Source organism: Paenibacillus sp. FSL R7-0652 (genome assembly GCF_038595045.1).
GTDB lineage: Bacteria > Bacillota > Bacilli > Paenibacillales > Paenibacillaceae > Paenibacillus.
Genome location: NZ_CP152001.1, coordinates 3,503,114 through 3,525,253, shown reverse-complemented (window position 1 = coordinate 3,525,253; position 22,140 = coordinate 3,503,114). Strand labels below are relative to the sequence as shown.

At 43.7% G+C, this 22,140-nt stretch carries 4 protein-coding genes; all 4 read right to left on the bottom strand.

Annotated features, from left to right (window positions below):
- Positions 1-49 precede the first annotated feature (49 nt).
- Genes panD through MKY97_RS15615 form a run of 4 tightly spaced genes read right to left on the bottom strand, consistent with a single transcriptional unit; the run spans position 50 to position 22,138 of the window.
- Positions 50-433: an aspartate 1-decarboxylase gene (panD, locus tag MKY97_RS15630; protein WP_342556348.1), complete on the bottom strand. Its 384-nt coding sequence runs from the start codon at positions 431-433 to the stop codon at positions 50-52.
- The gene (locus MKY97_RS15625) at positions 434-1,159 is read right to left on the bottom strand and encodes an alpha/beta fold hydrolase (protein WP_342551280.1); all 726 of its coding nucleotides are present in this window, start codon (positions 1,157-1,159) and stop codon (positions 434-436) included.
- Complete coding sequence (locus MKY97_RS15620; RefSeq protein ID WP_342551279.1) at positions 1,134-10,772, bottom strand: amino acid adenylation domain-containing protein; 9,639 nt, start codon at positions 10,770-10,772, stop codon at positions 1,134-1,136. The genes MKY97_RS15625 and MKY97_RS15620 overlap by 26 nt, the downstream gene beginning before the upstream one ends.
- A 29-nt stretch (positions 10,773-10,801) precedes the next feature.
- Positions 10,802-22,138, bottom strand: coding sequence for an amino acid adenylation domain-containing protein (locus MKY97_RS15615; protein ID WP_342551278.1), 11,337 nt, complete (start codon positions 22,136-22,138; stop codon positions 10,802-10,804).
- Positions 22,139-22,140: the final 2 nt, after the last annotated feature.

The window sequence follows — 22,140 nt, the reverse complement described above, 5'->3', positions numbered from 1 at the left end:
AAGGTCTCCTTCTTTATAAAATCAAGTGCAAGGTATGCTTAATACAGATTTATACGATTTGACCGTGTTTTTCGCCAGATAATATCTGGGATACTCGATTGGACGAATCTACAAGTACAACATGAGGTACATGGCCAGCGGCCTCTTCTGCATTCATTAGCCCATAAGAAATAATAATGACGATGTCTCCCACTTGTACGAGCCGAGCTGCAGCCCCATTTAGGCAGATGACGCCAGATCCACGTTCACCTGCAATGATATATGTCTCCAGTCGGGCCCCGTTGTTATTGTTAACGACTTGAACTTTCTCGTTCTCTAGGAGGTTCGCTCTATCCATCAAATCACGATCGATCGTAATGCTGCCAACATAGTTGAGATTGGCTTCCGTCACGGTTGCTTTATGAATTTTGGATTTCATCATTGTTAGAAACAGTTAGATAACCCCCTTAAGATAGTGAACAACGGTTTCTATTACGTGTTCCTGGTCTTCATAAACGAAATAGTGCCCGCCAGGAAACATCTCATGCATACAAGATATATCCACTAATTCATGCCATTCTTTTTCTTCTGCCACGACAGACGAATCTTTCGCACCGTTCATAACAACGAGCTGGCTTCCGTATTTCTTTCGACCCTTTATATGGTGGTAGGTGTCACATAAACGCAGATCAGCTTTGAGTATAGGGAGATACATCTCTCGAATCTGCTGTCCATGCTCATGCTCATCCCAAGGCGTTTGACTTCCTTCTAGCAGGAAAGACCAGAGCTCATCATCAGACATGGCGGAATAGCGTGAAACGCCACGAAAATGATGAGGAGGATTTTGTCCTGCTAGAAAAAGCACATGTGGCGGGTGTCCATTCTCTTGAGCTCGCATAGCCAACTCGTATCCGAGTAGACTGCCCATGCTGTGTCCAAATATGGCATAAGGTTGACCAGACTGCATCTGAATGAGCTCATTATATAAATCAGCCGCAGCTTCTTCGAAGTCGTTATATAACGGTTGATTAAATTTACGACCTCTTCCAGCAAGCTCTAGCGGAACAAGCTCTACGCTTTTTGGCAGTCGATTCTTCCATTCCACGTACATGCTGGCAGAGCCAGCAGCGTGAGGAATGCAAAACAGCTGTACGTTATGGCTGCTCACCGTTGGTATCAAGTTTTGTTTCCCCCTCCATGAAATGTGCTAGTTCTTCAATGGTCTGATACTGATACAGGTGTCTTAAAGAAATTGTTAGTCCCCAATCGCGAGTGATTTCGGTAAGTATTCTGGTTGCAATTAAAGACTGTCCACCCATCTCAAAGAAATTATCGCGAATACCGATCCTTTCAGCATTCAAGTATTTTTTCCAAAGATCAGCAAGCCCTTGCTCCATTTCCGTTCTTGGCTGAATATAATTGGTTTCGTCCACTAATGAGATGTCGATACTTTCAAGTTGTTTTCTATCCAGCTTGCCATTTAAAGTCACAGGCAGATGCGATAGCTTTACAATTTTTGCTGGCAGCATATAGTGAGGTATGCGGTCGGATAAAAATCTTCTTAACACATTGGAATCAACAGGCTCGCTTTCTACGATAAAAGCACATAAATAAGGCTCCTGATCGGTCATGGTTTTTACAATGACAACAGCTTCATGGACGAATGAGTGCTGTAAAAGAGCAAGCTCAATTTCCCCGGTTTCGATTCGGTAACCTCGTATTTTGACTTGATGATCGGCTCGCCCCTTAAACTCAATGTTACCGTCCATAAGCCAGCGGCCCTTGTCGCCTGTTTTGTACATTTTTTGGCCAGGTGAGAAAGGATCGGCTATGAAGTGTTTCTTATTTACTTCCTCTAGTCCAACATAACCTGCCGCGATGCCCTCGCCACCGATGTATAATTCTCCTTCAACACCAATCGGCTGTAATTCGAGTGATTCATTAAGAATGTAAATCTTTCTCCCTGCGACCGGTTTGCCAATTGGAACCTGCATTCCGTTGAGACCTCCCGGCTCAGGCCTCCATGCCGTCGCAAGAATTGTTGCTTCCGTAGGTCCGTAAAGATTAGCATATTCAAATTTCTGCCAGCGTTCATATTCATGTTTAGAAATAGCTTCTCCTCCAGTGGCTGCGAGGCGTACGGAATGGAGATGAGCTGGATTTAAATAAGCCAGATGTGAAGGCGTCATAAACATGACGGAAATGCCGCTTTCGTTTAGTAATTCTGTCAATTTCTCTGGATTCGCTGCAACCTTTCTTGGTACAAGGTGTAACTGGGCACCGGTAGACAAAGCGGCAATTATTTCGAATGCAGCCATATCAAAAGCAATGCTCGCTATCTGCGATACCTTATCTGATGGTCTAATTTCAAGGTTGTCAGTACACAACTCAGATAAGCTGCACAGTCCTCGGTGAGGAATTTTCACTCCCTTCGGTTTTCCTGTTGAACCCGAAGTATAGATGACATAAGCGAGATGGCTTGGCTCAAGCAGAACGTTTGGATTGTTGATTCTCATTTCCCATAGATCCACATTCGCTGCAAAATCGTAAATCATGGCAGGTACGTTTCCTGTCATTTTGGCATGATCAGCATCAGTAATGACCATTTTCGCCTCGCTGTCCTCAAGAATAAAGTGCACTCTGTCTAGAGGATACTCTGGATCCACAGGGAGATAGGCCGCTCCCGCTTTTAAAATGGCGATAATGGATACAACAGTATTAATAGAAGAGTCCATATATACAGCAACGACTTGATTGTGCCCAATACCTTGCTCCATTAAGGTATAAGCTAATTGATTCGCATGCGAATTTAATTCGCCATAACTTAAATGCATTTCTCCCATAACAATAGCTGTAGCGGATGGCTGACAATCAGCCAGGCGTTCAAAGGTGACATGTATCCATTCATCGGAGTAGATTTCCTTACTGCTTTGATTGAAATTATCCAAAATCAACTCTCTTTCGTTCAGCGGCATGCTTCCCAATTTCCCAATCAGAGTATCTTCCGAATGAATAATAGAAAGCAATATTTCACGGTAATGCGCCATCATCCGATCGACGGTTTCTCGACTAAAGAGAGAAGTTGCATACTCAACTAAGCATCGAACGCCATGTTCTTGTTCGGAAACAGACACAGATATATCAAACTTAGAACTAGTGTGGCTGCTATCCCAACTAGTAATTTTCATACCCTCCAGGTTCATTGCTGGCATATGCATGTTTTGAAAGTCGAAAGTAACAGAGAACAATGGATTTCGAGTTGGATCTGCAGCGAATTCCAATTTTTCCATCATACGCTCTAGCGGGTAATCCTGATGTTCGAATGCATCTAACAAAATCTGCTTCACTTCATGCAAATAGGCTGTGAATGTTTTATTGTGTTCTGGGCGGGTGCGGACAGGTAATGTATTGACCAACATGCCAACAACGCGGGCCGCGTCCGCATGTGATCTACCGGCTACAGGAACGCCGACAATAATGTCCTCATCACCCGAATATTTGTGCATCAGAATATAAAAGGCGGAAAGCATGATCATGTAAAGAGTCGAGTTTGTTTTTTGGGTAAGCTTGCGTAATTCTAGTAATAAGTCCTGATCCAATTCTAGATATGTTAACTCACCTTCGAATTTTTGGTGGATAGGTCTTGGAAAGTCTGTAGGTAATTGGAGTACCGGCAGCTCTCCTGATAGATGATTCGTCCAAAACGTTTCTTTTGAAATCGTTTGTTCTGACTTTAGCTGATCTTCTTGCCAAACTGCAAAATCTTTAAACGTAACCTGTACTGATGGAAGCTGTTCTCCACGATAAAGTGCAAGAAACTCTTCAATCAAAATGCCGATGGATGTGCCATCTGACACAATATGATGCATATCCATAAGAAGAATATGTTTTTCCTTATCCAGCCGAATAACTCCGAGTCTCATTAACGGGGCCGTATGAAGATCAAATGGACAAATGAAGGAGTTCACTAATTCATTTAATACGCCCTCCTCTACTCCTTCTGCATCTCGGTACCACAGAACGATGTCCTCGACATCATTCACGATTTGAATTGTTTCTTCGTCTTCCATATGGAAAGAAGTACGTAAACTTTCATGCCGCTTAAGGAGGGCCTGATAGACGAATTGGACTCGTTCTAGATCAAGCTTACCTTCTACAAGCAGCGAAGAAGACAAGTGGTACGTCGTGCTAATTCCTTCATATTGATCGAGAATGTAGAGTCTTTTTTGAGCAGAAGTTAGCGGGTATCCATGGAGACGATCTGTCTTAACAATAGACGCGGCTGCTTCAGCTCCATCCAATCCACTGACGTAATTTGCAAGTAATTGCACTGTCGGATATAGGAAAATATCCTTCAGGGTTATCTCTACGCTCAATTGTTTACGAATGTCTGCTACTAATTTCATTGCTTTCAATGAATGACCACCCTCGGCAAAGAAATCCGAATGTCTTCCGAGATGATTTTTGCCAAGAGCATGTTTAAACAATTCGCTTATTTTCAGTTCAATCTCCATCGTTGGTGCTTCATATGACTCGCTTATCAAAGTAGGAGCAGAAGCGGCTGACAATGCCTTATAGTCCACTTTTCCGTTTCGGGTAAGCGGAATGGTTTCAAGCCGGATCAAATGAGCAGGCATCATGTACGAAGGTAAACGCTTAGCAAGAAACAACGATACATCCGAATGCTCAATCTCCTTTTCTGCCACGTAGAAAGCAAGCAGTTCCTTACCTCCATGTGGATCGGTTTTTACGATTGCTGCTGCTTGACGAATTCCTTCTTGCTGAAGCAAAGATGCAGTAATCTCTCCTGGCTCTATCCGATAGCCTCTAATTTTAACCTGATGATCTGTCCTGCCAATCAGTTGAATCTCTCCAGTAGGTAATAATTTGGCAAGATCTCCTGTTCGATACATTACCACCCCATCTTGATAAAGATCTTGTGTGAACTGCTGCACAGTCAGCTCTGGCTGATTGACGTACCCTTGTCCGACAGATGCTCCCGAAATGTATAATTCTCCTGCGACACCAATTGGAACGAATTGCTTCTGTTGATCTAAAATGTAACAACGTACATTGTTAATCGGCTTTCCAATGGTCGGTCGTTCTTGCAACCCCTCATCTTTGCCGAGGGCAATAGTTGTTACTACATGAGTTTCAGATGGGCCATAGTGATTGTGTAATATAACTTTGCTTTGCTGATAGGCTGATCTGAACGGGGCTGATAATACCAGCGCTTCACCAGCGACTACAATGTGCTGAAGTGTTCCCCCCAGTAGGTCGTTAACCATATCTGCTTCCCCAGCGAGGAAGTTGAAATATGCTGTCGGTAAAAATAATGTTTTGACTTCATGCTTCCGGATAAATTTTAACAACAGGTCAGGTGTTGTTTTGACCTGTTCCGGTGCGATCACAAGTTCCCCGCCGCTAAGAAGTGTTACAAACATTTCCTGATAACAGACATCAAATCCAATAGACGATGCGTGAAGCACTCTGCCATCCATTTGAATTGTGGATTGCTGCTGGTGATGCAAGACAAGGTTCATCAGATTACTGTGAGCCAACTGAACACCTTTTGGTGCACCTGTCGTTCCTGAAGTGTAGACAATGTATAACGGATCTTCAGGTTTGACGGTGGGTTCTAAACCGATGTTATACTCTTCGTCATCGTTTATCTCTAAAGAAAGTAAAGGAACTTCGGAAATATCCGAGAGTGCACCTGAACAATCTATTACAAGCTTTGCGTCTGAATCTTGGAGCATGTACAACATCCGATCTGGTGGCAGTGTTGAATCGATAGGAACAAAAGCAGCTCCGGCTTTTATGATTGCAAGTACACCCGTAATGTATGAAATAGAACGCTCCCCACAGATCGCTACAGCAGATCCATGACCAACTCCCTTCTTGCGAATAACGCTAGCAAGTCGATTGACACGCTGGCTAAGTTCTTGGTAGCTAAGAAATACCTCTTCCTCTACGATCGCAATTCGGTCCGGAGTGCGCAGTACCTGTTCTCTAAAGGCACTGTAGATCGTGTTCACTTGTCCGCCTTTTCTGTCTTCGCCAGAAAGCTGCCTATCTATTACTTGTATCTCCTGTGCAGTTAGAACACTGATATCTCTAATCTTCAATTCCGGATGGGTGACGACTTCCTCAAGAACACGCACGAGGCTCGAACCAAAACGCTCCACGGTGGCCTTGTGAAACAAGGAAGTCGCGTACTCGAATGTCAGCACAAGTCTTTCCGCATCTTCTTCAGCTTGAAGGAGCAAGTCGAACTTGGATGAGGTCCATTCGTAATCACAAGCTGTAATCTCCAGGCTATCCATGCGAAAAGTAACCTTTTCCATATTTTGAAAAGCGAGCATTGTATCAAACAATGGATTCCGGCTGGAATCACGCTGAACTTTAAGATCCTGAACCAATTGTTCCAATGGATAATCTTCATGTTCAAAGGCTCCCAGGCAGACACTTTTGACTTCGTTCAAAAATGAATCAAAAGTCAAATCAGAACGCGGGAAACTTCGTATAGCCAGGGTATTAACAAACATGCCAATGATCGGTTCCAAATCCACATGTCCTCTACCTGCTGCCGGCGTACCCACAATGATGTCTTCTTGTCCCGTGTATTTATGCAGCATGATTTGGTAGGCTGCCATCAGCATCATGTACATTGTTACGCCTCTCTGAAGGCAAGTTTCATGCAATTTTTGAGTAAGATTGCTGCTGAGGTGTATCGTTAGTTGATCTCCTCTAAAATCTTGGATTGCCGGTCGTTCTTGGTCGTATGGGAGCTGAAGTACAGGTAACTCCCCGGCAAGCTGGCTATGCCAATAGTTCTTTTGCTTTTCGCGTAAATCCTCTCCCTGTTCTTGCTGCCAGATAGCATAATCGGTGAACTGGATATGGAGAGGATTAAGCTGTTCTCCGCGGTATAAAGCCATAAACTCGTTAATCCACAAGTACAGCGAAGTACCATCTGAAATCAGATGATGCATATCCAGCATGAACATGTATTTATCATGGTTCAGACGGATGATTTCAAGCCGCATTAATGGTGGCTTGCTCAAATTAAAAGGACGTACGAATTCGTGAATGTGTTCTTGCAAAGACATTTTGCTTACATCCTCCAGTTCAATGTAACGGATGTCTGGAGTCAGTTCATTTAACTCGAACACAATTTGAGCAGGAGAATCTTCGATCATGGTAAAGGCGGTACGTAAGCTAACATGTCGTTGTAGTAACTGCAAGCAGCATGCCCGTACGCGATCTACATCAAGCTTCCCCGCTGCCTCAAGGATGAGCGGCATATTATAACTCGTACCGATGTCACTAAACTGCTCCAAAATGTACAACCTTTTTTGCGCTGAGGTCAGCGGGTAATGTTCTCTGGGTTCAGCCGGATGAATGCCTTCAAATGCACGAATGGAACGCAGCCCAGCCAAATGCACTGCAAGTTCATGAATGGAAGGGAAACGGAAAATATCCCTGAGATTCAATTCATAAGCTAACTCCTTGTATACGCGAGATACTAAACGTGTTGCCTTGAGCGAATGACCACCTAACTCAAAAAAACTGTCATATTTCCCTATTCGTGATACGCCAAGGATGTCCTCAAAAATGCTAGCCAGACTTTCCTCAAGATCACCCATTGGCTGCTGGAATGTTTGTTCCCGGTGCAGGTCTAAACGGGGATCAGGAAGTTTTCTTCGATCTACTTTTCCGTTTGGAGTAAGAGGTATGCTGTCCACTTGAACGACAAAAGTAGGAATCATAAATTTAGGCAGCTTCTTTGAGAGCCATTCTTTGATCTCTTTAGGGCCCACTACACCGGAAACGGTATAGTACACACAAAGTTCTTTACTATCGTCCTTTGATTCGATCACTTGGACAATCGCCTGATCGACATTTGCATGCTGTAAAAGAGCAGCGGTAATTTCTCCTGATTCCAACCGATATCCCCTAATTTTGACCTGTTCGTCGATTCTGCCCATATACTCGAGCGTGCCGTCTGTATTCCAGCGTGCCAAATCACCCGTTCGATACACTTTTTTACCAGGCTGCATCGGAATGGAAGTGAATCGCTGCTCCGTTAAGTCCTTCAAATTTAAATATTGTCGTGCAACACCACTTCCACCTACATACATTTCACCTGGCACCCCAGCTGGGACGACCCGCTGTGATGGATCAAGAACGTACACCTGATAGGATGGTAGCGCCCTGCCAATATCGGATACATTACGATGAATATCCTCAGAAGTAATTTCTTTATAAGTAACGTGAACGGTTGTTTCTGTAATGCCATACATGTTGATTAACTGAACTTGCGGATAATGTACATTCCATTCACGAAGCATGGTCGGTTGTAGTGCTTCTCCGCCGAACACAATCGTTTGAAGTGATGGTAATTGAATATTGTTCTGCACGGCTTCACGGGCAAATTGATAAAACGCTGATGGCGTCTGGCTCAGCATCGTAACCTGATTCTCTTTCACAAATGGTACAAAACGACGAGTGTCCGCTGACAGTTCCCGAGGTACAATGACAAGTTCGCCTCCATAGAGCAGTGCACCAAACATTTCCCAAACCGAAAAGTCGAATGATATGGAATGGAACATAGACCAAACATCACGATGGTTGTATGAAAACAGCGAGGCCGCTGTCTTTAGTAAACGAACCACATTATGATGTTCGACTACGACTCCTTTAGGTGTTCCTGTTGACCCTGAAGTATAAAGAATATATGCAGCGCTGCTTGCCGAAAAATCGACTTGAGGAGCGGAATCAGGCAGTTCTTTGATCCATTTCAGATCATGCTGATGCTTCCACTTGCTAGGTCTGCTGGATAATGAAGGCCCATTTTTTTCAAGGATCACATCATACCTAAACAAGGTGAGTTCGTTAGGAATCGTATACACCTTATCTGAGAAACGAACGCTGGTGATCTCCTCATATGTCGCATGAATATCCTCGAAAAATTCCCTAGACAAAAATAACTCATTATCAAATTCCATTTTGGTGTTCGCTTCCGGATGTGTTAGAGCAAATTGCCGTAAGTCCTCTAAAAAAGCTTCTTTGCTATCAAGGTCCATAACGTCGCCGATAAATATTTTGCCTTCTGCTGAGAGCATATTCAGAGCGGAACGAAGTACCTTCCGCAAATAATGGTGCCCTTTAAAAATTTGAACGACGCTGTTCAGAACAATAATGTCAAAAGGCGCTTCGTCAAGTGTTTCTATCTGATCAGCAGGGAGACTTCGTAATCGAATGTGTTCAAAGCCTTCTCGTTCGACTCTCTTCTGACAAAAATCAATCATGCTTTGGGATAGATCCGTTCCATAATAAAATCCAACATGAGGAGCGAGCGTAAACATACTGATCCCAGATGCACAACCAATCTCGAGGACACGAGTGTCTTTGTTTATGAAAGGTAACAGCTTTTGCTTGATGTTGTTCGCGTACTCATCCATTTCTGTCCGCGACAAATCCTGACGCGTATAACTGTTTACCCATGCACCGCCAGCAATATCATCACCAGCCTGGTCTGCTACAAAGTTCCATACAGCCTGATCCATAAACTCACTTTCTAACTCTTCAGCATGATCTAGTTGATCTGTATCGAGGCAAAGATATGCCTTAAACAATGACACTTCCCATTGCAGGCGATTGAGCTGTTTGAGATAAGTTTTAAGGGACAAGACCGTATCAATACAGGCATCGGTCATCATCGTTTTTAGTCGTACAAGGGGCAGTTCAGGATCCAATGGAACATAAGCTCCACCTGCTTTGAGAACGCCAAGGATGCTGAGGACTGAATAGACGGAATTATGCATCATAATTCCAACATGCCCTCCAGGCTGTAAACCGCGTTCCTGTATTAGATAAACAGCAACGCGATTAGCCATGTCATCTAATTCCTTGTAGGTGTACTTCCCGGTATCCGATCGAATGGCGACTTTGTCCGGATGCTGTTCCACTTGTTTTACGAATAATGTTGGAATTGTTGAAACTAGATTGAGATCCTCTTCCTGACTTATTGCGGGTACGAGTAAACTCAACTCGTTTTCATCAAGTATTTCGTACGATTCCAACAGTTGGTCTGGATGAAAGAGCAGTTGGTCTAATATCCGTTCAAAATGAATGAACAACTGGCTGATAAACCAATCGGCATAAGACGACCTCGCATAACTTAACTGTAAAACTATCTCGTCATTAGAACGCTCGAACTCGAAACGGCAATCATAATGAATATCTTCCACAATCGATGGATCATACGTTCCTTTCATGGTTGCGATGATGCTGCAGTGAGGGCCTTCTTTTTGATCAACACCAAGCATATCGAGCAAAAGGGAAAAAGGAAAATTGGAATGACGATCCGCATCTACTATGCATTGTTTCATCTGTGCAATGAGTTGTCGCCCATTTTCTCCAGACTGGTGCTTGGCCCGAATGAGCATCAACGTATTTAGCGAAGCTCGCTCCTCATCCGGGTTAGCTATGATGGGAACTCCGAAAGTAACATCGGTCTTCCCTGTATATCTATGCAAAAGGCAGCTGATCCCTGAGAGCAGCAATATAAACATGGCATGTTCAGAGCCTCTACTCACCGTCTGGAGACGTTGTGTAAGTTTTGAATTTAAGGAAAAACGCTTTACTACAACTTCTTTCTGTGGAACGGATGACTGAAAGGAGAGCCGTGTCATTTCTGTAAAATCAGAAAATTGTTCAAGCCAGAATCGCTTTTCCTTTTCCAGCCTTGCATCAGATAAAAGTACGTGTTTTTCGAGCGTATTCATTCACTTGCCCCTCTCCTGTTTCCTATGGGTTAGAAATCAAAAGAAATACTCTCCAGCCAGTCCTGCTGTTCTCGAACGGTATAGCCATGTTCTAGTTCGATTTCGTCAAGCCTTAACGATGGATCATGAACAAACCCTTTTAATATGTGCAAGTAGTTGCTGCTGAACCTGCGAATGGTTTCTTCCTTGAACAAACTGGTGCAATAGTCCATCGTGCACTGCAGCCCATCGGCACTTTCCGTTACTTCAAAACGGATATCAAACATCGTACTGTTCCTTTCAAAATCCCTTGGTTTGAACACTAGGTCTGAAATGATTGATGAAGGTTCCTTCATGTTCTGCATAACCAAGACCGTATCAAACAATGGGTTACGGCTTAAATCCCGGCGGTAATCTAATTGATCTACGAGTTCATCGAACGGGTAGTCTTGATTGGAATAGGCCTCCAAAGTTCGCGTCCGAACATTTTTAAGCAGTTCATTAAACGATACGTCTCCCTCCAACTGTATGCGCAGCGGAAGTGTGTTAACGAACATACCAAGCATGTCCTCAAGCTGCTCGTGCTGCCTTCCGGCAATAGGGCAGCCTATTACGATGTCTCGCTGGCCAGAATAACGGTACAGTAAAACGTAATATGCTGCGAGCAAGACCATATACATGGTGGATTCCGTATTAAACGCAAGCTCTTTTAATTGCTCTGTCAGCTTGGAATCGACAGCAAATGATAGAGAACGGCCTTCAAAACTTTGCAGTTTCGGACGCGCGTAATCGTAGGGAAGCTGGAGTACTGGCACTCCAATGTCAAACTGGTTGATCCAGTATTCTTTTTGCCGATCTAACTGACTTCCGCTAAGCATTTTGTGCTGCCATGTCGCGAAGTCCTTGTACTGTAGTTGAACAGCTGGAAGTGAATTCCCTCTGTACAACTCCATGAATTCCTCTATGAAGATAGCAATGGATACACCATCAGAAATAATGTGATGGATATCAAAAAGTAAAATGGCACGGTCTGTCTCGATATGAAATAGACACAGCTTAAGCTGGGATGGTTCATCCAGTCTAAAAGGCTGAATTTGTTTCTGAATCTCTGGATCGATCATTTCTTCGGATATCCATAACTCATTCCAATGGACTGGAGTTTGATTATGGATTACTTGGACAGGAACGCCATCAGCAAAATGGAACGATGTCCGTAATATGTCATGCCTCCGAACCATGATTTCGAAAGCTTCACGGCATCGGTTGGCATCCAGCGGTCCTGACACATCCATTACCAAAGGCATGTTGTAACTTATGCTGCTGCCTTCCGCAGCACTTAGCAGAAGCATTCGCTTTTGCGCAGAAGAAATAGGGTAATGATCCGATAGAGGTGCAGTTGAGATATTTTCTAGTTGAGCAGTATCTAGATTCGTTTCAAGAAAAGAAGACATTTCAGCAATTGTTTGGTATTGGAATACATGCTGTATGTTAAAATCAAGCCCAAATGCATGCCGAATTTTGACTGCAAGACTTGTAGCCCGAAGAGAATGACCACCTTTTTCAAAGAAGTTGTCATAGATACTAAGCTCAGAGCTTTCAAGCACTTCTTGCCACATCTGCATAATCTGAAGTTCCGTCTCTGTAGCTGTTCTCGCTGGCTCTTCTATTAAGGCTTCATTTTCTAAGAGCGCGAACTCTTGCTCAAGTTTTCGGCGATCCACTTTGCCATTTTGCGTCAGTGGAACATGATCCAGTTGAGTGAATTGATGTGGAATCATATATTCAGGCAATGCTTGTAATAATTGTTCGCGGATATTTGATCCAGGTACTATTTGATCTGTTACTAAGAAAGCTTGTAACCGCTGAAAATGGCGCTCATCACTTCTTACCAACACCACTGCTTCTCGTACACCTGAAATCTGAAGCAAAGCAGTTTCAATTTCCTGTAATTCCACGCGATATCCACGGATTTTCACTTGTTGATCCACGCGTCCAATAAAATGTAATGTGCCCATTTCATCCCACTTCGCCAAATCTCCTGTGCGATACATCCACCCGCCTTCGAATGGGTCTGGAATGAATTTTTCTGCCGTTAGTGTTTCTTTACCCGCATACCCTAGTGAAACTCCCGCACCGGCAATGAATAACTCTCCTGGAATTCCCGGGGGTTGGAGCTGGCCAAACGGGTTCAAAATATATATTCGGTAACCTGGAATAGGCTTACCGATAGGTATGACTTCGTCATCCATCTCTTTACAATGGTGGTATGCAGCACATACTGTTGTTTCTGTTGGACCGTATGAATTGTAGACTTCAGCTTTTTGCATCAACCTACTAATGTGCTGTTTCTTAAGTACGTCTCCTCCAGAGATGAATAATCGAACTTGATGTTCCTTCAAGTGCCGATCCAATTCACTGAGCATGACGGGAGAAGCGGAAATGACGGTAATAGCCCGCTCAGCAACAAATGAAATTAAGCTTTCTACATGGCGAGCGACCGCCTTACCCGCGATATGCACAGATGCTCCTGTGACTAACGCAGGATAAATCTCTTCCATAGACGTATCAAAAGATACGGAAGAGTGGTGTAATACCCGATCACCAGGAACGATGCTAAAGCTTTCGCAAAATCTTCTTATATAATGAACAACATGGCTTTGTTTAAGCAAAACCCCTTTGGGCTGACCAGTTGTCCCTGAAGTATACAGTCTATATACGATATCATCTGGCTTGCTGCAGTCCGGAGGAATAGATCCGGCAGCTTGTACTCTTTTTGCTAAATTTGCATACCTTGCCCGTGAGTGGTTACTTTTCTTGTCCACTTCTGGTGCATGATTAAGAATGAGTGTTTGTCCTTCCCATAACGCTGGAATGTCACATTCTTCATTAGTAATTAATAGAGCAGCTTCGGCGTCTTCCAGCATGTATGCGATCCGCTTCTCCGGATAATCAGGATCAAGCGGCATGCAGACTGCACCTATGCGCTGAATGGCAAGTAAAGAAATAATCATCGCAGCACTGTTAGACATGAGAATGCCTACCGTGTCACCTTTCGCCACACGTAAATCTTTGAGATAACTGGAGAGCAGCCCAGATCTTTCTATTAACTCGCCATAGGTGAGCAGCTCGTTTTCGCTCTGAACAGCAGCCGATTCTGGTGAGATTTTAGCCTGAGCCTCCACAAGATGAGATAAGGTGAAAGAAAGATTTTCAATTTCGTATACTTGCGGATTAAACTCTTTGAGAATGGTTTGCTTTTTTTCGTTTGTCAGCATGTCTGCATTAGCGAGTTCTGCAGAAGGATGAAGAATGATCCACTCCAGAAGACTGGTGAAATGTTCTCCTAACAGCTGGATGGTGCTTTCTTTAAAAAGACGAGTACTGTATTCAACAAATACATCCAGATCCTCCTCTTGTTCATACAACTGGAACGACAGATCAAATCCCGACTGACCGGAGTCAAAATCATACGGTTTGCAATCCAGACCTGGAATCCTAATTGTGTTGGAGCTAATGTTCTGCAGTGAGAACATCGTATCAAATATAGGATTTCGGCTCGTATCCCGGGTGACGTTAAGGGCGTTAACGAGTTCCTCAAATGGATACGCAGCGTGTTCGTATGCCTGCAATGCTGTCTTTTCTATTTCTTCCAAATATTCAGATACAGTCAGTTTCCCGTGTAGACGAGACCTTATTGCCAGTGTATTAACGAACATCCCAATAACTTCAAGCATCTCCTCATGTGTTCTTCCTGCAACAGGTGTACCTATAATAAGGTCGTCCTGACCTGAATATCTATGCAGCAGTAGTCCATATGCAGCCAGGGTTAACATATATAAGGTAATACCGTGTTCTTTGCTGAACGCTCGCATTTTGTCAGTCAGTACGGGTCCTAGGGCAAAACGAAGCTGACTTCCGGCATAATCGCGCAGGATTGGGCGAGAATAATCCGTAGGTAAATCAAGGACAGGCAGCGTGCCTCCGAGCTGCTCAAGCCAGTACTTCTTATGAGAATCAAACGCACCTGAATGCAGCTGCTGCTGCTGCCAGACTGCGTAGTCCGTATACTGCAGTCGAATCATTTGAGTTTCGGTCAGATTGGTCCCATCGTATAGCCGCATGAACTCTCTGGCCCAAATGTTCATGGATACTCCGTCTGAAATCAGATGATGCATATCTAGAAGAAGTAGATGCAAGTCTGGAAGCAGTTGAACGATCCCTGCACGTACTAATGGTGGAGATTCTAGTACGAATGGCCGAATAAATCTTCCGATTATTTCTCTCAGCTTTTTTTCATCCGAGAGTGCACAGGTACAGCGTTCAATTTCAGTGTTAATATTTTCTATTGGAACGATATTTTGTACAGGTCTTCCGTCTGCTGTCATATGAAAAGATGCTCGGAGCATGGGGTGCCGAGTAAACATCGCTTTATAAACGTTCTGTACACGATCCTCATCCAGTTTACCTTCCAGCTGAAAAACAAATGGCATGTTATAACTCGTTCCAATATCCTGAAACTGTTCGAGAATGAACAATCTTTGTTGAGCAGATGAAAGTGGAAAATCTGCTGTCTGTTTAGAAAGAGGAATAATCTTGTCGAGTTTAACTTCCCCCTGCTCCTTATCGCTCAGAACTTTATCTTCGAGGATAGATGCCAGTTCAGCCATAACTGGATGTCGAAACACATCTTTTAGTGTCAGTTCAATGCCCCACTCTGACCGAATACGGCTTACGAGCTGCATGGCTTTGAGAGAATGACCTCCTAAGTCAAAAAAATTACTGTTCCTTCCGGCAGCATCTATTTCTAACACTTCCTCAAAAATGGGGGCTAAACGCCTTTCCATATCGCTTGATGGGCCAAGGAGATATGAATCACTTTCCAGCACATCTGACCATGGATCTGGTAAAGCCCGTTTGTTTAGCTTGCCATTTGGTGTTAGCGGTAATGAATCGAGCTGAGTGATGAACGTAGGAACCATATAACGCGGAAGTCTAGCACCAATAAATTTACGCACTTCTTCACGCTCAAGCCCTTTGATCTCAGATGTAAAATATGCGCTGATCTCCTTGCCGCGCTCTCCTTCTTTCTCAACGGGAATTACTGCTGCACCTGTAATATAAGGATGCTCTAGCAAGCAAGCGTGTATCTCTTCAAGCTCCACACGATAACCCCTGACTTTCACCTGATCGTCGATTCGTCCGATGAACTGCAGTGTTCCATCTGGCTGCCATTTTGCGTAGTCTCCTGTGCGGTACATGAGCTGGCCTGGAGCATATGGATTCAGAACAAATTTGAGATCTGTCAAATCTGGTCTATTTAAATAGCCTCGACCCATGCCTTCTCCAGCCACACATAACTCACCTTCGACACCAAGAGGCTGAAGCTGATCGATCTGTTTTGGGTCCACAACGTAGGCTTGGGATCTGAAAAACGGAACACCTATAGGTACAGTGCCAGTATGACCGGGTTCCACTTGATAATAAGTGGAGAATGTTGTGTTTTCAGTTGGGCCGTATCCGTTGATCAGTATCGTATTTGGACATGCCTGATACAACAAATCCGCATGATATGCTGACGCTGCTTCACCGCCAATAACGACAGTCTGTAGTGGAGCAAAAGCAGAAGGCTGCTGCTGCACTAAGTAGTTAAATAATGAGGTTGTCAGGAACAAATCGGATATTTGATATTTCAACACCGCTTCACCGAACAAATGAACATCCTGAATCACACGTTCATGTAATACGATTAGTGCTCCTCCGTTTGCCAGTGTACCCCATAACTCCAAGGTGAACGCATCGAACATGATAGAGGCAGTTTGGAGCACCCGTTCTCCTCTGATAAATAGACGGTAGTTCTCCTTCATAGCCATTCTGACAATATTGCGATTTTCAATCATTACCGCTTTAGGAGTACCCGTCGTACCAGACGTGTACATGACATAGGCCAGTCGGTCTGGTGAAGATTCAAACTGAAGATTATCCGTGCGCTGAGAGAGTGTCTCTGCTTGCAGCATAAGTTGTTCTGTATCTATCTCTACAAGACGATCTTCATGCTCAGGGACAGTTATGACCAGAACTGCGCCGCTATCCTTGATCATGTATGCAATCCGTTCTTGCGGTAAATCCGGCTCAATGAGCAGATAGGCTGCTCCAGCCTTTACGGTGCCTAATACGGATGGCACAAGCCAGCGGTTAGAACGTCCTAATAGGATGACGACTATAGATTCCTTGTTTTCTGGCAGTTTTGAAATAAGGGTGTGCGCCAAACGATTTGCCTGCTTGTTCAATGAATCATAAGACACACACTCTTCTCCGTTAAGCAATGCAAGTCTTTCTGGATATTGCTCGGCGATTGCCTCAAATCGAGACTCGATTAATTCTTTATCCACTGATTCACATTGGAGTGGGTGCGTAAATTCCAGTAAAAGCCGTTCTTCTTGCGGCTTCATTAACCGCATATGTTGTAGTTTCTTTTCAGGTTCCGTCAAACACTGATCGATGAGATGCATAAAGTGATTGCTCATTTGTTCCATATAAGCGGCAGAGAATCGTTGAGCTCGATAGTGGAACAAACAAATAATCTCACCGTTCAATTCTTTGGCTTCTAACATCAGGTCATATTTTGAAGTTGTATTCGGTACGTCAAGACCTGTAAAAGTTAACGAATTGGCTTTGACATGCAAATCAATGTTTTGATACACAAACATCGTTTCAATAAGAGGTTGTTTTTCTAGATCGCGTGTTAAATCTAGCTTTTGAACAAGTAATTCAAAAGGATATTCTTGATGATCAAATGATTGTAATACGTTAGATTTGATATCATTCAAGAAATCAAAAAATCGTTTATCCCCAGTTGGATAATTCCGTAATGGCAGTGTATTGACGAACATACCGACAATATCATCCGCGTGCTCATATTGTCTTCCAGCAGATGCAGTACCAATGACGATGTCTTCTTGATTGCAGTACTTAGACAAGAAAACATAATAAATGGCTAACAGTGTCATAAACGGTGTGCCTCGATATTGAAGGGACATAGCATTAAGTTTTTGTACGATATCCCGATCCAACATAAACTGGAATTTGCCCCCTTCATCATTCCGTATCCAACCCTGCTCTGGTTGTAACGGAAGATTCAGTGTAGGCAGCTCTCCTTGGTACTGATTTAGCCAGTACTGCTCCTTTTGTTTCATCTCCTCAGACGAAATAGATCTTACATAGTGCACATAATCGTTGTATTGGTGAGTGGGAAGAGGCAATATTTTGCCATCATAGAGTTGAATGAACTCTCTGATTAAAATCCCCGTGGAGACGCCGTCAGAAATAATATGGTGCATGTCCATGAATAACAGATGGCGGTCTGCATCAAATCGGATCAAAGATGCACGAAATTGTGATGGTAATTGTAAATCAAAAGGTTGAATAAATTCATGTAAATTAGCAGTCGATAGCTCAAACTCAGCTTCTCTGTAATCAAGAATAATGGAAACTTCGTCCACATGATGCACTTTCTGAACAGGCTCTGTTCCCTCCATATGGAAGCTAGACCGAAGCATAGGATGCCGCTCTACCAATCTGCGCAGAGCTAACTCTACCTGTGTTTTGTTTAAAGTTCCTTCAACGATAACTGCTGAAGGAATGTTGTAATTGGTATCTTTATCGTGAAACTGGCTCATGAAGTACATCCGAGTCTGCGCAGGTGACAGAGGATAAGTTGTCTCTTGTTTCCCATGAATTAACTCACCTTGCTTTGGTACAATTATATGGGTGAGTACCCGATCGAGACCTCGAATGGTAGAATTCTCGAAAAGCTCGCTTAAAGGAAGACGTATACCATGCTCTTTTTGCATGGCGGTAATTAAGGTTGCGCCTTTCAAAGAATCGCCGCCAAGTTCAAAGAAATCGTCGTCAATCCCGATAGGTTCAATACCAAAGAAATCTTCCCAGAGTGAGACGAGTTGACGTTGAAATTTATTTTCCGGCTCACAGTAAGAATCCGACAATAGGGGACGAGGAAGCTTCCGTATGGACCGTTTTGATGAGGCTCCATTTTTTACTGGCTTCAGTGCAGTCACCCAGCGTTTTCTTCGTTGAATTAAGTCTGCAGTCGCGACTATGAGATGACCCGTCTCAGTGCTTTGCAATATGCGTTCCAGCACCTCAATTCCTTCATGAGGTTCCATAAGGTAAGCATCATTTGATTGGTCCACATTAACTTCTGAACTTATATTCCAGCCATCCCAGCCAATGCTGATCCACCGACTGTCACCGTGATGAGAGACTGAATTGACGTATGCATCAAGAAAGCGATTACCTGCAGCATATGCTCCATAGCTGATGCCACCTAGAACAGCGGATAACGATGAAAACATCACGCAAAAATCAGGATTATGTTTTTCCAATACTCGCTTAAGCTCGATAGTTCCGTACACTTTAGCATGGAACTGTTCTTCTAGTTGTGTCTCGTTCAAGCTGGAAGTCAATTCAAATGTTGTGCCACCAGTCAATCCCGCGGCATGAATTACACCATGAATATCCCCCCATCTTAACTGGACCTGATGAAAAGCAGCTGTAAGATCGGTTTCTTTAGCAGCATCTGCAGTTACGAGCATGATCTGTCCACCACGTTCTTCCAAGCCGCGTGCCCACCGTATCAGGGAGGTTGTTCGCACACTCAACTCATCCTCCTCTGTCCTATCCCATGTTGATGGATCTGGTATGGCGGTTCTGCCTATTAGGACAATCCTAACCCCATGTCGAATGGAGAAATGTTCTGCCATTGCTCTACCGATACCGCCAAAACCACCTGTGATGCACCATACTTTATCTTTCCATGCACCATATGTTTCTTTATTTTTAACGGGTAATGAGGCTGGTACATACTGTGCGATCCAGCGATAACGATAACGGAAAGCAATAAACGGTTCAAAATGATGTTTAGAACGCACTGCTTCTTGCAGTACGGAACAGGCATATAACGCTGTATCTTCACTAGGCACTGTTTCTTCAAAATCAATTACAGTACATGTTACATTTGGATGTTCCTGTTGAACAACTAAAGAAAGTCCGTGAATTGGCGATTGGCCAGGATTTATAGACTCTGCACCTGTTACAAGTTGAACACCATTCGTAACTGAAATAATATCTAATTCAAGGTCTCCAGCGTATTCGATGAGTTTGCGAATATATCCCAAGAATCGGTATGAACCTTGCTTCTGTAATGACTTGAACTGCTTCTGCGTAAGATCGGCTTCCTGCTGATGAACAGCTTGCAAATAAATGACTTTTAGCGGTTTGTTATTATTCTCAATGATTTTCAAGTCTAGATCATGATCTACATACAGCACTTCAGCTTTATGTTCCTCAAGTAAAGCTGTAAGATGTTTCGCAATACCATAAGAATCAGGCATGACGATCCACAGGTTTTCCTTCAGATTCTCTTCGGTTTCTTTATCCAATACATCAGCAAGTTTAAATGTTCTCGACCAGCTCGGTATATATATCCAAGTGGACAAGTCGGATGATTTTTGTATTTCTTGCTTCACTACGGATGGAACTAATCCATCTGAATGGCTGCCAGACTTATCCACTAAACCTGTTCCATTCCTTGTTAGTTCCTTGTAGACCTCAAGCTGCCGATTGAATTGTGTTCGCTGGAAAGGATATGTTGGAATATGTAATGTTTTTCCAGTGAAAAGATAACCATAATCTCTTTTAATACTGGCTCCTGAAAGCCAGTTGTCTCTTACCTCACCCCATATATGGTTAGCAGCCTGATCCGTCGAAGCCTTTAACTCTCCAGATGCTAGTTCATGAAGCAGTTCTAAAGCTTCCAGCCGGGATGAGCAAATGATACCAGCCCGATGCATCCACGCTTCTCTTGCATGAACCAGCGTATAAGCAATATCTTTCAGATCAATGTATGGATGCTCTTGCAAAAAACGAGCTAGCCTGTATGACGTTTGGTGCAGTGCTTCCGGTGTTTTGGCTGAAAGAGGAAAAAAGAAAGAACTCTGTTCATAACCACTTATGGACAGTTGTGAAGCGTCTGTTGTATTTAAATCATCTTGTTCGAGATCTTTGGGTGCCTCTTCTAATATAAGGTGCGCGTTCGTACCGCCAATGCCGAATGAACTTATTCCCGCTCGCAGCGGCGACCCATTACTAGATTTCCATGGCCTGGTTTTTGTATTGACGTAGAATGGACTTCCTTTCCAATCAAATTGTGGATTCGGATTGGTAACATGCAGTGTTGGTGGTAGTGTCTTATACTTGAGAGCAAGTACAGTTTTGATTAACCCTGCCACGCCAGCAGCACAATCCAAATGTCCAATATTGGATTTAACGGAACCGATACCGCAAGAAGCAGGCATTGCTCCTTCGAAAGCTAGCCGAAGACCTTCTAGTTCAACCGGATCCCCGATGTAAGTACCTGTTCCATGAGCTTCTACATAACTGATGCTGCAGGCGTCAACCTCACCTGCGAGCATAGCGGTGCGGATCACTCGACTCTGTTCCTCAATGCTAGGAGCACTAAAAGCAGATTTAGCAGAACCGTCGTTGTTAATGGCAGATCCTTTTATCACAGCATGAATCGGATCTCCATCTTCCAGGGCATCTTCTAGCCTTTTCAGCAGTACGACTCCTGCACCACTTCCCCCTACTGTTCCAGAAGCGTCTTGGTCAAAAGCTCGGCAATAACCATCCGGAGAGAGAATCATCCCTTCCTGATACAAATATCCACCCTCTTGGGGAAGTGAAATCGTTACCCCACCAGCTAGAGCCATGCGACATTCCCCGCTTAGCAGTGCCTGGCAAGCCATATGAATGGTCACTAATGATGTAGAGCAGGCTGTATACACAGTTAAGCTTGGTCCTTTCAAATTAAGCGCATATGATACCCGAGTAGATATAAAATCTTTATCCGTCAGCTGGCTGTCTGCAAATAATTTGGATTCCGGAGCACTTTCTGCAAGGGAAGCTGTTGCCTCCCACAGTAAGTTGGAAGAAGCTCCCGCGTATACGCCTATAGATCGATCCGCATCTGAATGTGCGTACCCTCCCTCTTCTAATGCCTCCCAGGCACACTCATGGAAAAGACGAATTTGAGGATCAAGTAATTCAGCATCTGTAGGGACGTAATTGAAAAACGATGCATCAAAATGATCATAATCGGTAAGCAGTCCTTTAGCGTTGACGTAACTCGGATGCCTCAGCAGATCATCAGGCACACCGTCCCTTTTCAGCTGCTCATCCGTAAAACGGGTGAGCGATTCAACACCATTTTTTAAATTGTGCCAAAACTGCTTCAGATCTGAAGCTCCCGGAAATCTACCAGACATACCTATAATTGCAACTTCTAATCCGTTATATTGACTACTTTCCATGT

Coding starts and splice junctions, on each gene's coding strand:
- MKY97_RS15620 (WP_342551279.1), bottom strand. CDS start 10,772: ATGAATACGCTCGAAAAACACGTACTTTTATCTGATGCAAGGCTGGAA.
- MKY97_RS15615 (WP_342551278.1), bottom strand. CDS start 22,138: ATGGAAAGTAGTCAATATAACGGATTAGAAGTTGCAATTATAGGTATG.